The 13,222-nt window shown below is 72.4% G+C and carries 11 protein-coding genes; 9 read left to right on the top strand and 2 right to left on the bottom strand.

Translation table 11 applies throughout. The features are described from left to right. Nucleotide 1: 1 nt before the first annotated feature. Both AC3A3L_RS06150 and AC3A3L_RS06145 read left to right on the top strand, forming a co-directional pair. Entirely contained in the window at nucleotides 2-586 is a 585-nt protein-coding gene (locus AC3A3L_RS06150; protein ID WP_487639131.1) for a DapH/DapD/GlmU-related protein, read from the top strand. Nucleotides 587-624: 38 nt separating this feature from the next. Further along, a complete protein-coding gene (locus AC3A3L_RS06145; protein WP_487639130.1) occupies nucleotides 625-1,338 on the top strand; it encodes an SDR family NAD(P)-dependent oxidoreductase in 714 nt (237 codons plus the stop codon). Nucleotides 1,339-1,364: 26 nt separating this feature from the next. Here AC3A3L_RS06145 and AC3A3L_RS06140 read toward each other — a convergent pair whose 3' ends face one another. Beyond that, nucleotides 1,365-1,580 carry a LuxR C-terminal-related transcriptional regulator gene (locus tag AC3A3L_RS06140; RefSeq protein ID WP_487639129.1) on the bottom strand — a complete coding sequence of 72 codons (216 nt, stop codon included), beginning with the start codon at nucleotides 1,578-1,580 and terminating at the stop codon, nucleotides 1,365-1,367. 244 nt (nucleotides 1,581-1,824) lie between these two features. Between AC3A3L_RS06140 and AC3A3L_RS06135 the strand changes: the two genes are divergently transcribed. From AC3A3L_RS06135 to AC3A3L_RS06105, 7 genes are all read left to right on the top strand, one after another. Then, nucleotides 1,825-4,629: an alpha-L-rhamnosidase C-terminal domain-containing protein gene (locus AC3A3L_RS06135; protein ID WP_487639128.1), complete on the top strand. Its 2,805-nt coding sequence runs from the start codon at nucleotides 1,825-1,827 to the stop codon at nucleotides 4,627-4,629. 107 nt (nucleotides 4,630-4,736) lie between these two features. Further along, nucleotides 4,737-5,777 (top strand): LacI family DNA-binding transcriptional regulator, encoded by a 1,041-nt coding sequence (locus AC3A3L_RS06130; RefSeq protein ID WP_487639127.1) that lies wholly within the window; start codon nucleotides 4,737-4,739, stop codon nucleotides 5,775-5,777. A 7-nt stretch (nucleotides 5,778-5,784) separates the two neighbouring features. Beyond that, complete coding sequence (locus AC3A3L_RS06125) at nucleotides 5,785-6,975, top strand: MFS transporter (RefSeq protein ID WP_487639126.1); 1,191 nt, start codon at nucleotides 5,785-5,787, stop codon at nucleotides 6,973-6,975. Nucleotides 6,976-7,050: 75 nt separating this feature from the next. Beyond that, nucleotides 7,051-7,941 (top strand): PfkB family carbohydrate kinase, encoded by an 891-nt coding sequence (locus AC3A3L_RS06120; protein WP_487639125.1) that lies wholly within the window; start codon nucleotides 7,051-7,053, stop codon nucleotides 7,939-7,941. A gap of 39 nt (nucleotides 7,942-7,980) precedes the next feature. Continuing rightward, on the top strand, nucleotides 7,981-9,390 hold the full coding sequence (locus AC3A3L_RS06115; protein WP_487639124.1) for an AAA family ATPase: 1,410 nt from the start codon (nucleotides 7,981-7,983) through the stop codon (nucleotides 9,388-9,390). 77 nt (nucleotides 9,391-9,467) lie between these two features. Further along, nucleotides 9,468-9,971, top strand: a complete 504-nt coding sequence (locus AC3A3L_RS06110) for a SigE family RNA polymerase sigma factor (protein WP_487639123.1) — start codon at nucleotides 9,468-9,470, stop codon at nucleotides 9,969-9,971. Continuing rightward, complete coding sequence (locus tag AC3A3L_RS06105; protein ID WP_487639122.1) at nucleotides 9,968-10,930, top strand: hypothetical protein; 963 nt, start codon at nucleotides 9,968-9,970, stop codon at nucleotides 10,928-10,930. Before AC3A3L_RS06110 ends, AC3A3L_RS06105 begins: the two co-directional genes overlap by 4 nt. Before the next feature lie 33 nt (nucleotides 10,931-10,963). Here AC3A3L_RS06105 and AC3A3L_RS06100 read toward each other — a convergent pair whose 3' ends face one another. Next, nucleotides 10,964-13,150, bottom strand: coding sequence for a glycoside hydrolase family 15 protein (locus AC3A3L_RS06100; protein ID WP_487639121.1), 2,187 nt, complete (start codon nucleotides 13,148-13,150; stop codon nucleotides 10,964-10,966). Nucleotides 13,151-13,222 lie beyond the last annotated feature (72 nt).

The following is a 13,222-nucleotide window of genomic DNA, read 5'->3' as shown; positions in this document are numbered from 1 at the left end:
CATGGACCTGAGGCAGTTCCTGGCGCACGTCGACGGAGGCAACCTGATCGAGGGCGGCTCCGAGCACCACAGGTTCATGCACGACGCCGCGCAGGAAGCCTTCCGGATCACGGTCGAGCTGAACTCGGCCCACCGGACCCCCGAGCATGTGCGCGACCTCCTCAGCCGGCTCACCGGACGGAGGGTCGACGAGTCCGTCACCGTCTTCCCGCCCTTCCACACCGAGTTCGGCAAGAACCTGCACCTGGGGAGGAACGTGTTCATCAACCTCGGTTGCCGCTTCCAGGACACCGGCGGCATCACGATCGGCGACGGGACCCTGATCGGGCACGGCAGCACCCTGACCACCCTGGACCACAGCATCGACCCCGACCGCCGCGCCGACATGCGACCGGCCCCGATCGTCATCGGCCGCAAGGCGTGGCTCGGCGCGTCCGTCACCGTCGTTCCCGGGGTGACCATCGGTGACGGCGCCATCGTGGGCGCAGGAGCCGTCGTGACCAAGGACGTGGCGCCCGACACCATCGTGGCCGGGGTCCCCGCACGCCCGGTGCGATCGACGGGGTACGCGACGACCGAGAGCTGAGCCGGCAGCAGGTTGCCGGCTCGCGCAAGACTGCTGGGATGAGCCTCGTCCTCGTCACCGGTGCGTCGACCGGCCTCGGCCTCGCGACCGTCGCGGCGCTGCTCGGCGACGGGCACGACGTCGTCCTGCACGCCCGGAGTGCCGACCGCGTCGAGGACCCGGGCGTGCTCGACCGGGTCGCCGGCACGGCGTACGGCGACCTCTCCGAGCTCGACGCGACGGTCGAGCTGGCGCGGGAGCTCGACGGTTTCGGCCGGTTCGACGCGGTGGTGCACAACGCGGGGACGATGGACCGCTCGCTCGCAACCGCGGTCAACGTCGTCGCGCCGTACGCCCTGACAGTGGTGATGCAGCCGCCCGCGAGGTCGGTCGTGCTGAGCAGTGGCATGCACCGCTCCGGCACGACCGACCTGCGCCGGGGTGGGAGCTACTCCGACAGCAAGCTGTGGGTCACCACGCTCTGGATGGCGTTCGCCCGGCTCCGGCCGGAGACGCTGTGGCACGCCGTGGACCCCGGGTGGGTGCCCACCCGGATGGGCGGCGCCGGCGCACCCGACGACCTCGCCGAGGGGCACCGCACCCAGGTCTGGCTCGCGAGTGCACCCGAGCGGGAGATCGACCCGCGCACTGCGGGCTACTGGTACCACCGCGCACCCCGCGAGCCGCACCCTGCGACGCGCGACGTCGACTTCCAGCAGAGGGTGGTGCAGCACCTCGAGGGGTTGACCGGCGTGGGGCTCGAGCCGGTATAGGTCACCCGCAGTCGGGCTCGAGTCGTTCAGATGAGTCCACGTCGCACGGCCGCGACGATCACCTGGGTGGTCGTGGCGACGCCGAGCTTGTGCCGGAGCATGGCGAGGCGTCGGTCGACCGTGGAGGTGGAGCACCCCAGTCGTGCAGCGACGTCGGTGCGAGGGGCGTTTCGGGCAAGCATGTCGAGGATGGCGAGGTCGCGCCGGCTCCACGTGTCCTCCGGCTGGGGTTCCTGAGCCACGCCAACCGGAGGTGAAACGATAAATGGCTCATCGATCGGCAATGGCATGTCGGGAAGTGCACCTCAGCTCGCGCGGCCGTGTCAACGGGTAAGAGAGCACCGCCAGAATTGGCCGGACTTACCCACTTGCAACGTTTCAAGCGCCTGCATAGCGTGACGGGCGTCACCTGGCCCAGCTGCAACCGGCAGGCCGCCCTCGCTGGACGGCGCCTTGGTGTATCGGTCAAACAATGGAGAAACGATCATGTCGAAGGACTCATCGCGAAGGCGTCGGTTGCGCCTCGCCTCCCTGGCCACCTCGGCCCTGATGGTGGCCGGGGGGCTCTCGCTCACGACCGGAGCCACGGGGGCTGGAGCCAGCGCCGACGCCGCGGTCTCGGACCCGTCGTGGGCGCGCTACGTCCTCGGGCCGGACTCGCCTCAGGTCTACCCGGTGGCGTACGCCGACCCGCGCGGGGACGTCGTCCGTCCGGCCGCCGTCGTCGAGCGCAACGGCTCCGTCACCATGACCAGCAAGGAGAACGAGACGCCGGCCTCGATCATCCTCGACTTCGGCAAGGAGATGAGCGGCGTCCCCTTCATGGACGTCGTGAAGACCGAGCCTGCGGAGCCCGGCGGGCCGCTCCCCACCATCCAGGTCGTGACGGGCGAGGCGCGGTCCTTCCTGCGTCGTGCTGCCTCGACCGCGGTCACCGCCGACGCCCCCGCCGGCGCGACCGTCATCCCCGTCGCGTCGACCGCCGGGCTCGAGGTCGGCAGCACGATCACCATCGGCAGCGGTGCCAGCGCGCAGGACAGGATCGTCTCGACCTTCCTGCCCAACCCCCCGGCGTACCGGCCGGACGCGCCCTCGGGACAGGGTGCCGGCACTATCACCCTGGACAGGCCCCTCGACACGGCCGTCACGGGCCCGGTCCCGGCGTCGGGCGGCAACCCGGCAGTACCCGGCACACCGGTGACGAGCGCCGCGCTCGGTCCGGCATCGGACGAGAACCCCGGCCAGTCCCTCGTGGGCGGCAACGACTACCTGAGCCCGACCGGCCCCGGTCGGGTCGAGGCTGGTGCGCACCCGGGCTTCCGGTTCGTGATGCTGACGCTGCACACCCCCGGCACCATCTCGCTCCGCGACATCGGCGTGGACTTCCAGGCCTACCGGGCCACCGCGAAGGACTACAAGGGCTGGTTCGAGACGAGCGACGACGAGCTCAACCGCCTCTGGTACGCCGGCGCCTACACGCTGCAGACCAACCTCAAGCTCCCCGGCCTGCGGGGACTGCCTGACGGCCGCATCTACGACGGTGCGAAGCGCGACGGCAGCATCTGGACCGGTGACCTGATCATCCAGGGTCCGACGGCGATGGCCACCCTGGGCGACGTGGGCGAGCAGTACGTCAAGTCGTCGCTCGAGGAGCTCATCCGCGAGCAGCGAGCCGACGGCCACCTGCCCGGCTCGCCCGACTTCAACAAGGGTCGCGCCAACACCAACCCCAGCTCGGGGCCCAACGCTCCCTACGCGGTCGGTCAGGGCGCGCCGATCTACTACTCGGTGAACTACTCCGGCTACGGCGCCCGGTCGATCATCGACTACTACCGCTACTCCGGGGACGAGGAGTACGCGCGCCAGACCCTGGAGGACGTGCGGGAGGCGGTGGCCTACAACGACGCCTTCCTCGACAAGGAGAAGTGGCTGATCGCGCCTCGAAACCCGTCGGACCCGAGCGACCCGAACTACACCCGCGGTGACCGGGACTACTTCCAGTCGTACATGCCCGGTTACGTCACCAAGTTCAGCATCGACTACTACATCCTGCTGCGCGAGATGGCCTGGTACGAGCGCGAGATCGGCTCGGCGACCAGGGCCGCGGACTACGACGCCACCGCCGACAAGATCAAGGCGGCTGTCACCAGCACGCTGTGGAACCAGCGTCTGGGCGTCTTCGGCCAGAGCGACCTCAAGCCCGACCTGATCGCCGGTGACGTCAACGGCCTCGCCCTGCAGTACGGCTTCGTCCCCCAGGGCCAGGAGCACCGGGTCCTCGAGGCGCTCAAGGTCAACTGGAACCCTTACGGCGCCATCATGGGCGAGGGTCTCGTCGACCCGACGGGCCACACGATCGAGCCCTTCGGCATCGGCATGGAGACTGGCGGTCGCCTGGCCGTCAACGACACCGCCGGAGCGTTCGACCTCATGCGCCGCACCTGGGGCACCATGATCGACCCGGCCAACCCGCTCTACACCGGCGCCTTCTGGGAGTTCAAGAACACCGACGGCGGCGTGAACCGGACCACCGCGAGCCTCGCGCACGGCTGGGCGGCATCGCCGACGGTCCAGCTCACCGAGTCGGTGCTGGGCATCAGGCCGGTCGGCCCCGGCTACTCCACCTGGGCGCTCAAGCCACACCCGGGCGACCTGCCGTGGAGCAAGGGCGCGGTGCCGACCGAGACCGGGAGGATCGATGTCTCCTGGACCTCTGACAAGTCCGCGGGCACCTTCAGCCTCGAGGCGACCTCGCCGCAGGGCACCAGCGGCACCGTCTCGGTCCCGGCGACCCGCAGCTCGACGGTGACCGTCAACGGCGAGAAGGTCTGGGCCGGCACCTCGCTGGCGCGCAACGCGACCTTCGCTGACGGATACGTCACCTTCTCGGCCGCCGGTGGCGCGATCGACGTGACCGTCGCGCCCACCCCGGCCGCTCCGCCCGCCGCTCCGCCCGCCGCTCCGCCCGCCGCGCCTCCGGCAGCTCCGCCGGCAGTACTGGGCACGAGCACCGTGAAGGTGAAGGTCAGGCCCGCCAGGGTCCTGCCCACGACCAGGCCGCGGGCCAAGGTCGTCGTCCGCTCGACCAGCGGCACCGTCGCCGGCAAGGTCAGGATCCGCGTCGACGGCCGCCTCGTGAAGCGGGTCGGCCTCGACGACTCGGGTCGCGCGGTCACCCGCCTGCCTCGCCTGAAGGCGGGCAAGCACGAGGTCGTCGCGATCTACCTCGGCGACGACGAGACCGCCGGCAGTCGCGGGACGGTCAAGGTCAAGGTGGTCCGACGCCGCTAGCAGTGGGCGTACGACGCCGGGCGGCGGCGGGGTGCAGGCACCTCGTCGCCGTCCGGCACGACCGATGTCGAGTGCGGCCGGATCCGCGACCGTACGATGTGCGGGCCATGTCCGACGCCCGAGGTCCCATCACCATCCGAGACGTCGCGGCGCTGGCCGGCGTGTCGGTCACGACGGTGTCGAACTTCTTCAACCATCCCGGCCGGATGACCGCTGCCACCCGCGCCCGCGTGGCGTCGGCGGTCGACACGCTGGGCTTCTCGCCCAACGACGCTGCGCGCAGCCTCCGGCGGGGTCGCAGCACGGTCGTCGGCTACCTGTCCTTCGAGCTCGCCAGCGCCCGGACGCCGGCGATCACCACTGCGATGGGCGACCGTCTGGCGGAGGCGCGCATGCACCTGCTGTCCGCCGTGGACGGCGGTGACCCCGCACGCGAGCGGGCCTACCTCGACCTGTTCGAGCGCCAACGCATCGCCGGCCTGGTGGTCACACCGGTCACAGACCTGGAGCCCGACCTGGCCCGGCTGCGCAGGGCGGGCCTGCCCAGCGTGCTGAGCGCCCAGCGGGCCAGCGACCCCGAGCAGCCGTCGGTCTCGGTCGACCACCGGCAGGGTGGACGGCTGGCTGCCGAGCATTTGCTCGCGACCGGTCGTCGGCGCTTGGCTTTCGTCGCCGACACGCTCGACCTGCACCAGGTCGCAGAGCGGTTCCAGGGAGCCATGGAGACGGTCGCCGAGAAACCTGACGCCACGCTGGAGGTGCTCTCCTGCCCGGCGCGCTCGGTGGCCGGTGGCGAGGCGGCGGCCGAGCAGCTGCTCCGGCGCCCGTCCGCCAACCGTCCCGACGGGATCTTCTGCGTCAACGACCTGGTCGCGCTCGGCCTCTGCTCGGGCCTCCGTGGCGCGATGTCGATCCCTGACGAGGTGGCCGTGGTGGGTTACGACGACATCGAGTTCGCGCGCCTCGGCGCGGTCCCGCTCACCACCGTCCGCACGCCGCAGGAGGGCCTCGGCGTTGCCGTCGCCGAGATGCTCCTGGCCGAGATGTCGCCCGGCTTCGCGGAGGAGGAGCGGCCGGTCGTCCGGCAGCTCGAGCTCGCCCCGGAGCTCGTCGTACGCGCCTCCACCTCCGGCGCCGACGGGCCGTGACCCCCTTGTGAGGACCGTCCCGCGGCTGGTGCTGGTCGCCGGTTCGGCGTCCCTGCTCGACAGCGCGGCGATCATCTCCGTCGGCTCGGCCCTGCCCCTGTGGCGCACCGAGCTCGGGCTCGACGCGTTCGAGGTGGGCGTCGTCAGCGCCGCGCTCACCCTCGCCATCGCCGCCGGCGCGCTGACTGGGGGCTTCCTTGCCGACCGGGTCGGTCGCAGCCGGGTCTTTGCCGTCACTGTCGGGCTGTACGCCGTCGGCGCTGCGACCGTCGCGCTGGCTGGCAGCTTCGAGGGCCTCGTCGTCGGCGTCGCCGTCCTCGGCCTGGGGTCGGGCGCCGACCTGCCCGCGTCCATCGCGCTCGTGGCCGAGCGGGTCCCGTCGGACCTGCTCGCCCGAGCTGTCGCGGCGACCCACGTCCTGTGGACCGTGGGCATCGTCGTGGCCAGCGCGGCGGCCTTCGTGGTGTCACCGCTGGGTCTCGAAGGCATGCGAGGCGTCTTCGCAGCCTTGGCCCTCGCCGCGCTCGCCGCGCTGGCCGCGCGGCGCGGGATGCTGCCGGGACCGTCTGCCGTACGCGTGACGCCACCGGTCGACAGACGCGCACCCGAGGCCCGCGGAGCAGTCCGGGCTCTCGTTGCGATCGCGGTCTTCTACGGGCTCTACACGCTGGTCGCCAACACGTTCGGCAGCTTCCGCACCTACCTGCTCGTGGTCGTCGGTGGTGCCACGCAGGAAATGGCGACGGCCATCGCGTTCGGGGCGACCCTCGTCGGGCTCGTCGGCACCGTGCTCTTCACCGCTGTGGCGGGCGGCTCGGTGCGGCGACGGCTCTACCCGGTCGCAGGTGCCGGGCTCGTGCTGTCGCAGGTGCTCCTGGCGCTGACGGTGGGGCAGGCCCTCGGCCTGACGGTCGCCGCCCTGCTGCTCTACGCCCTGGCCTACCCCTACGTCGGTGAGGGGCTCTACAAGGTCTGGGCGCAGGAAACCGTTGCGCCCGCCTCACGTGCCACCTTCCAGGGGGCGACCATCGCCGGAGCGCGGGCGGTGGCTGCGCTCTTCGCGCTGGTGACCCCGTGGCTGCTGGCACACGAGCCTGCGCTGCTCTTCTGGCTGCTCGCGGTCATCGCGACCGCGACCGTGCTCGTCGGCAACCGGTCCCGCCCGGCTGCCAGGCGGAGGGATCCGTGGCGTGGCTGAGCCGGCTGGCGCTCCGGATACCGCCAGGCTCGGCTCCTCCAACGTCCTGCAGCACAATGAGCGCGAGGAGGTGCGATGGGCTCGGTGGTCGTCGTCGGCTCGATCAACGCCGACGTGGTGGTCCACGTGGCCGGGTTCCCCGTGCCGGGGGTGACCCTGCTCGCGGAGGGCGTCGTGAGGTCGTCCGGCGGCAAGGGCGCCAACCAGGCGGTGGCAGCAGCTCGCGCCGGGGCGGCGACGAGACTGCTGGGAGCCGTGGGCGACGACACCGAAGGCGCCCACCAGGTCCACGCGCTGGTCGCCGCCGGGGTGGACGTGTCCGGCGTGGAGACCTGCCGCGACCGGCCGACCGGGACGGCGTTCGTGATGGTCGCCCCGTCCGGCGAGAACGCGATCGTGGTCGATCCCGGTGCCAACAGCCGCCTCGACGTACGTCGTGTCGTCGCGCGGCTGTCCGACCGGGGCGTCCCCTCCCCGGACGTCGTCCTGCTGCAGTCGGAGGTCGGCGCACCCGTGGTCGACGCCGCTGCCGCTGCGGCGTACGCCCGGGGGATCCGGGTGGTGGTCAACAACGGGCCGTGGCTGCCCCTCGCGCCGGCGACGCTCGAGGTGGCTGACCCCCTGGTGGTCAACCAGCACGAGGCGCTCGAGGCCTGCGAGGGTTCCGACACGGACGGCGCGGACGGGTGCGACCTGACCGACGCCGTACGCCGGCGCCACGGCTGCCGGTCGGTCGTGGTCACGCGCGGTGGCGAGGGAGCGTCGATCAGCGGCGTGGAGGGAAATGCCCGCCTGGCTGCGCCGACGGTCGACCGCGTCGTCGACACGACCGGCGCCGGCGACGCCTTCGTGGGGACGCTGGCCGCCGTGCTGGCGCAGGGTCGCAACCTGAGGCGCGCTGTGGAGGAGGGCCAGGACGCGGCTGCGGTCGTGGTCGCCCGCCCGGGAGCCCGCGGCGACCACTGACGTCCCACGGGTGAACGCGCCAGCCACTAGGTTCGGACCATGGCTCAGGGGGAGATCGAGACAGACGGCCAGGACGACGAGCTGCGCGAGGCGTTGAAGCGGCTGGTGAGGCAGCTGGTGCAGGACGATGCGCCGCCCCACCGGCGGGGTGAGGACCTGATGCCGGTCCTGGACGCCCACCTCGGCGTCAGGGCCGACGAGCTGCCGGTCGTGGTGGAGCCCATCTCCGTGCATCGCTGGGCCGACACCGACATCGCCCTCGAGACGATCGCTGCACGCGACCCCGGTTCGAGGCTGCTCGGGGTGGGCGGCGGCGACCAGCGCCACCACAGCTCGCTGGGCGACCTGATGTCGCAGGCCGAGTGGGGCCGCTTCAGCAGCGGTCAGGTCGATCGCCTCAACGTGCCCACGGGGCCCGACACCGAGCGGGCGACCGTGGCGTTCGGGCTGCACCTCTTCCACCAGGACGGGTCGCCCCTCGTCGTCCTGCAGCGCGTCGGCAATCCCCAGTACGGCTCGCAGTCGCGCCTCGAGGTGCTCGCCACGAGGACCGACGCCGCCGCCGCGATGCTCGCCGAGCTGCGCGAGGAGGCCATGCGGCACAGCGTCCTGTGGCGCCAGGTGATCAGCTTCAGCGGCAACCCCTACGAACGCTCCATGTCCGGCCTGGTCTTCCACCGCCGGCCGGACCTCCCGGCCGACCACGTCGTGCTGCCGGAAGGCACGCTGGAGCAGGTGCGCGCCCACGTCGTCGGGCTCGCCGAGCACCGCGACCAGCTGCGCGACAAGGGTCAGCACCTCAAGCGCGGCGTCCTGCTCTACGGTCCGCCCGGCACCGGCAAGACGCACACCGTGCGCCACCTCGTCGGAGCGACTCCCCAGGCCACGGTGGTGCTGCTGAGCGGGGCCGAGATGGCGCACGTGAGCGCAGCCGCCCAGATCGCCCGCGCGCACCAGCCCGCGATCGTGGTGATCGAGGACTGCGACCTGATCGCCGAGGACCGGGACCTCCACTACGGAGGGGGCCCCTCGCCCTTGCTCTTCAGCCTGTTGGACGCGATGGACGGGCTCGACCCGGACGCGGACGTCGTCTTCCTCCTCACCACCAACCGCGCCGAGGCGCTGGAGAAGGCCCTCGCCCAGCGGCCGGGACGCGTCGACCTGGCAGTGGAGGTCCCGCTCCCGCACGAGGCGGCGCGGCGTGCGCTGATCGAGCTCTACGGCGCGCACGTCGACCTCAGTCCCTCGGCGGTGGCCCGGGCGGCGCGCGACGCAGCCGGCACCACGGCGTCGTACGCCAAGGAGCTGGTGCGGCGGACGGTGCTGATCGCCGCCATGGACGGTCGTGAGCCCGGCGACGACGACCTCGCAGCCGCCACGGCCGAGCTGCAGTCCGACTCGGCCGCGCTGACACGTGCCCTGCTCGGATCGGGCAGCGACCCCGGCTGACCGCGCGGCAGAACCGATCTGGTCCACGGTGCGTCTGTACGGGCAAGACCGAGCACACGAGTGGAATGGGGGCGCCGATGGCCGGGCCGAGCCTGGAGTTCGACGAGTTCGCGCACGCAGCCTGGCCGAGGCTCCACCGTTCGGCGTACCTGCTCACCGGCGACCACCACCTGGCCGAGGACCTCGCCCAGACGGCGCTGGAGCGCACGTACGCCAAGTGGCGCACGGTCCGGGGCGGCGACGCGCTCGCCTACTGCCGGCGGGTCCTGGTCAACCTCAACGTGGACCGCATCCGACGACGCCGGTTCACCGAGGTCGGGGGCGGCGCCCTGGCCCACGCCGACCCCGGTGAGGACGACCCCGGGCCCGACGACCGTGACCAGATCGTCCGGCTCCTGGCGAAGCTGACCGATCGGGAACGACGAGTGGTCGTGCTGCGCCACTACTACGACCTGTCCGAGGCGAGCGTCGCGCGTGAGCTCGGCATCGCGCCCGGCACGGTCAAGAGCACCCTGGCGCGCGCCCTCGGCAAGCTGCGCGTCTGCGCGGACGCGCCCGTCGACGAGGAGATGTACCGATGAACGAGATCACCCTGGAACGCTTCACCGAGGAGCTGGCGGGACAGGCACCGGCGAGCCTGGATCCCCGGCGCCTGGCCGAGGCGAAGAGGCGCGGCACCCGGCGCCGGCGTACGCGGACAGCGCTCGCCGCTGGCGTCGCAGCCGTCGTGGTGGGAGGGTCCGCGACCCTGCTCGTGCCGGGACTCGGCGGCGGCAGCAGGGCCGACGACACCGTCGCACGGGACATCGCCACACGTCCGACCGGTCTCAGCAAGCTGCAGAAACGGGTGCTCCGCGACGTGCCGGGGGCCGAGCGGGTCTCGGTGTGGCAGGTCACCATCCCGGAGCCTGCCTCGGCAGTGGACGGGATGGAGATGCCGGGCGACGACTTCGAGGTGGAGGGCGAGGCGTTCCCCACCGGCGTCCCGAGCTACACGGGCGTGACGATGTACGACCGCGATGCCTTCCCCGGCTGGCTGTACGACGCCGTCCTGGCGATCGAGGCGGACGCCGGCACTGCGGACGGGCAGCCGGTCGGCTCGACGGACATGGGGATCGCGGTGGTCAACGGCACGCTCGAGCTCGCGTGCGTGTCGTTCCAGGGCGCCGACTGCGCGCCGGCAGTCATCCGCAGGGAGGACGGCCAGTGGCACTACGAGTGGGGGTTCGGCACCGACGACTTCCTCGATCCGGGCACGGGCCTGGAGGTCTTCGCCGGCAACGCCGGGGCCGAGGACGCGCCCTCGCTGGCGGTGGCCGGGCTGCCCGACGACTCGGTCACCCGGGTCGAGTTCGTCAACACGGCCGGCGAGGTCGTCGACGGAACGGTGGACCACTCGATGGCGCCGGGGTCGAGCATCCTGTGGGCGAGCGTGCCGGGCGCACTGGCCCGCGTGGTCACGTACGACGCCAGTGGTGCCGTGGTCGACGACCACTCGCTGCGGGCCTGCAGCGGCGGTGTCGACTGCGAGGTGCGCTAGCACCTCGGTCGGACGGCGCTCCAGAACCTGCTCTCAGCGCACGTAGCGCCGGGCCACCACCGCCTGCTGGTCGACCGGGGTGCCACGCTCCAACGTCCAGGCCAGCCGGACCAGCCCGGCGTGCGACCACGTGAGCGGTGTCGCGGCACGGGTCCCCTCGCCCGCGGCGCAGCAGGCCTCGCCCGTGGGCGGGCGACCGTCCCAGACCTGCTCGGAGATCATGTCGCTCGTCCCTGCGGCCGCTGCCATGGCGGCGAGGTACGGCGTCGCGTCCTGGCCGGCGGTGACGGCGTACTCACCGCGCTCCCCGGTCAGCAGCGGCCAGGCGCGGCCGAGCGTCGTGCCGGTGTCGTCCTCGGTGATGTCCCACTGCCCGCCGTCGCGGGTCTCGCCGTAGCCGTCGAAGCTGAAGCGGTGCCAGAACGGCCCGTTGGGCGTCTCGACGCGCAGGTCCTCGTCCACCACCGACAGCGTGGACAGCACGTCGCGGTCGTCCGGCTCCTCGAGCCCCAGGCGGACCAGGTCGAGGAAGCTGGGATCGACGACGCGCCGCTGGTCGACCGCGGACGGTCCACCGTCGCCGATGCCGTACTCCGTGCCGCGGTCGGGGCGCCCGTCCTTGGTGATCCGCAGGAAGTAGGGGCTGTCGCTGAGCGGGCCGGTGGTGGTGCGGGTCCACTGCTTCACCTTCGACTGCCACCGGTCGGCCAGCCGCAGCCAGCGGCGCGCGGACGCCCGGTCGCCGTTCCTGCGCGCGATGTCGGCGGCGCAGACCAGCCCGGCGACCTGTGTGGCGATCGAGTTCGGGGAGTAGCCGGACTGGTTCTCCCACCGCTCCTGGGGTGAGTACGGCGCCCGCCGGCCGGTCTCCTCGTCGCGGAAGCGCACGAGGAAGTTCGCAGCGCGCTTCACGCCGCGGTAGGTGCGGGGTCCGTCGCGGCCGACCAGCCGGGCCAGCACGATCGGCAGCGCCACCTCGTCGAGCTGGAGCTCCGACCAGACCGGTGTCCCCTCGACGTCGGAGTTCTGCGGGAACGACCCGTCGGGCAGCTGCTGCACGCCGAACAGCCAGTCGACCGAGCGGCGCGCGGCGGCCTTGTCGCCCATCGCCCACAGCGCGGTGCCGAACTGGTAGGAGTCGCGCGACCACACGAGGTGGTAGGCGCCCGACGGGGAGGAGAGGTCCTCGACCTCGTCGCCCCAGACCCACGGTGCGGAGGGCGAAGCCACCAGCGCGCCCGGGTTGAGCTTGTCCTCCGCGGCGGCCAGCACGAGGGCTGAGGCGAGGTAGGCGCGGCGGACGGTCGCCGCGCTGTCCGGCACCTCCCGGAGCGAGCGCAGGTAGCGGTGCCAGCCGCGGTCGTAGCGCGCGGCCGTGCGGGTCGCCCCCTCGCGTAGGCCGGCCCGGGCGGTTCGCTGCGCCTCGTGGCCGTCGCGCCCGAAGCCGAGCACCAGCGTCGCGTCCTGCTCACCGGCGAGCCCCGTCACGCCGGAGACCCGACCGGTCTGCACGATGTTGCCCGGCCCGGCTTCGCGCCCACCCTCGTCGAGGCGCTGGTCGTCCTCGAGGTCGGTCCACCCGTCGTCGCGTCCGAGCAGCCCGGTGGTGCTCCTTCCGAGGCGGGGCCGCGAGACGAGGGCGGACGCGACGCGCTCCTTCGCGTCGGTGGCGACGAGCGCCGTCCGCGTCGCACGGCCGCGGTCGTCCATGCCCGAGTTGGCCAGCGCCGGGTCGTGGACGGCGTACAACCGGTAGCGGCCGCCGTCGAGCGACTCCAGGCGGATGCGTACGACGAGGGCGTCGCGGCGCGGGTCGGTGACGTAGGTCTTGGTGATCCGGTAGCGGCCGGAGGTCGCGGTGCCGACCTGCTCGAAGCGCAGGCTGCGCTCGTCGGGACGCGTCGTCACCACGTCGACGTCCTCGGTCTCGCGGTCGGTGAACGTGCGTCCGTCGGTCACCACGAGCTCGAGGCTGCGGGTGCTCGGCGTCGACAGGTCGGGGTAGAACACCTCGCTGACCCGGCCGTCCTGCAGCGTGAACCACACGTTGCTCCGCCGCGTGCGTGCCGTCCCGAACCCCGCCTTGTCGGCCTCGGTCCACGTGCTCTTGGCGCCGCGGGGGACCGCGCGCTCGGCGTTCGCCCCGGCCGCGAGGGGCGGGGAGAGGGCGGCCACCGCGAGGGACAGGGCGATCGGACCGATGAGCACACGCAGCGACATGAGGACCTCCGAGACGGGTCCCTCCGTCGTACTCCTGTGGCCGGACGCGGACCACACCCCGCTGGGTACGGG

The organism is Nocardioides sp. Soil_C_8 (assembly GCF_057656315.1).
The sequence above is the reverse complement of the archived record's forward strand: the minus strand, read 5'-3'. Positions and strand labels throughout refer to the sequence as shown.

Bases quoted from the DNA above. Each gene is read 5' to 3' on its own strand.
- AC3A3L_RS06120 (WP_487639125.1), top strand. From the start codon at position 7,051: ATGGGCTCGGTGGTCGTCGTCGGCTCGATCAACGCCGACGTGGTGGTC.
- AC3A3L_RS06130 (WP_487639127.1), top strand. From the start codon at position 4,737: ATGTCCGACGCCCGAGGTCCCATCACCATCCGAGACGTCGCGGCGCTG.
- AC3A3L_RS06100 (WP_487639121.1), bottom strand. From the start codon at position 13,150: ATGTCGCTGCGTGTGCTCATCGGTCCGATCGCCCTGTCCCTCGCGGTG.
- AC3A3L_RS06145 (WP_487639130.1), top strand. From the start codon at position 625: ATGAGCCTCGTCCTCGTCACCGGTGCGTCGACCGGCCTCGGCCTCGCG.
- AC3A3L_RS06135 (WP_487639128.1), top strand. From the start codon at position 1,825: ATGTCGAAGGACTCATCGCGAAGGCGTCGGTTGCGCCTCGCCTCCCTG.
- AC3A3L_RS06105 (WP_487639122.1), top strand. From the start codon at position 9,968: ATGAACGAGATCACCCTGGAACGCTTCACCGAGGAGCTGGCGGGACAG.
- AC3A3L_RS06115 (WP_487639124.1), top strand. From the start codon at position 7,981: ATGGCTCAGGGGGAGATCGAGACAGACGGCCAGGACGACGAGCTGCGC.
- AC3A3L_RS06150 (WP_487639131.1), top strand. From the start codon at position 2: ATGGACCTGAGGCAGTTCCTGGCGCACGTCGACGGAGGCAACCTGATC.
- AC3A3L_RS06110 (WP_487639123.1), top strand. From the start codon at position 9,468: ATGGCCGGGCCGAGCCTGGAGTTCGACGAGTTCGCGCACGCAGCCTGG.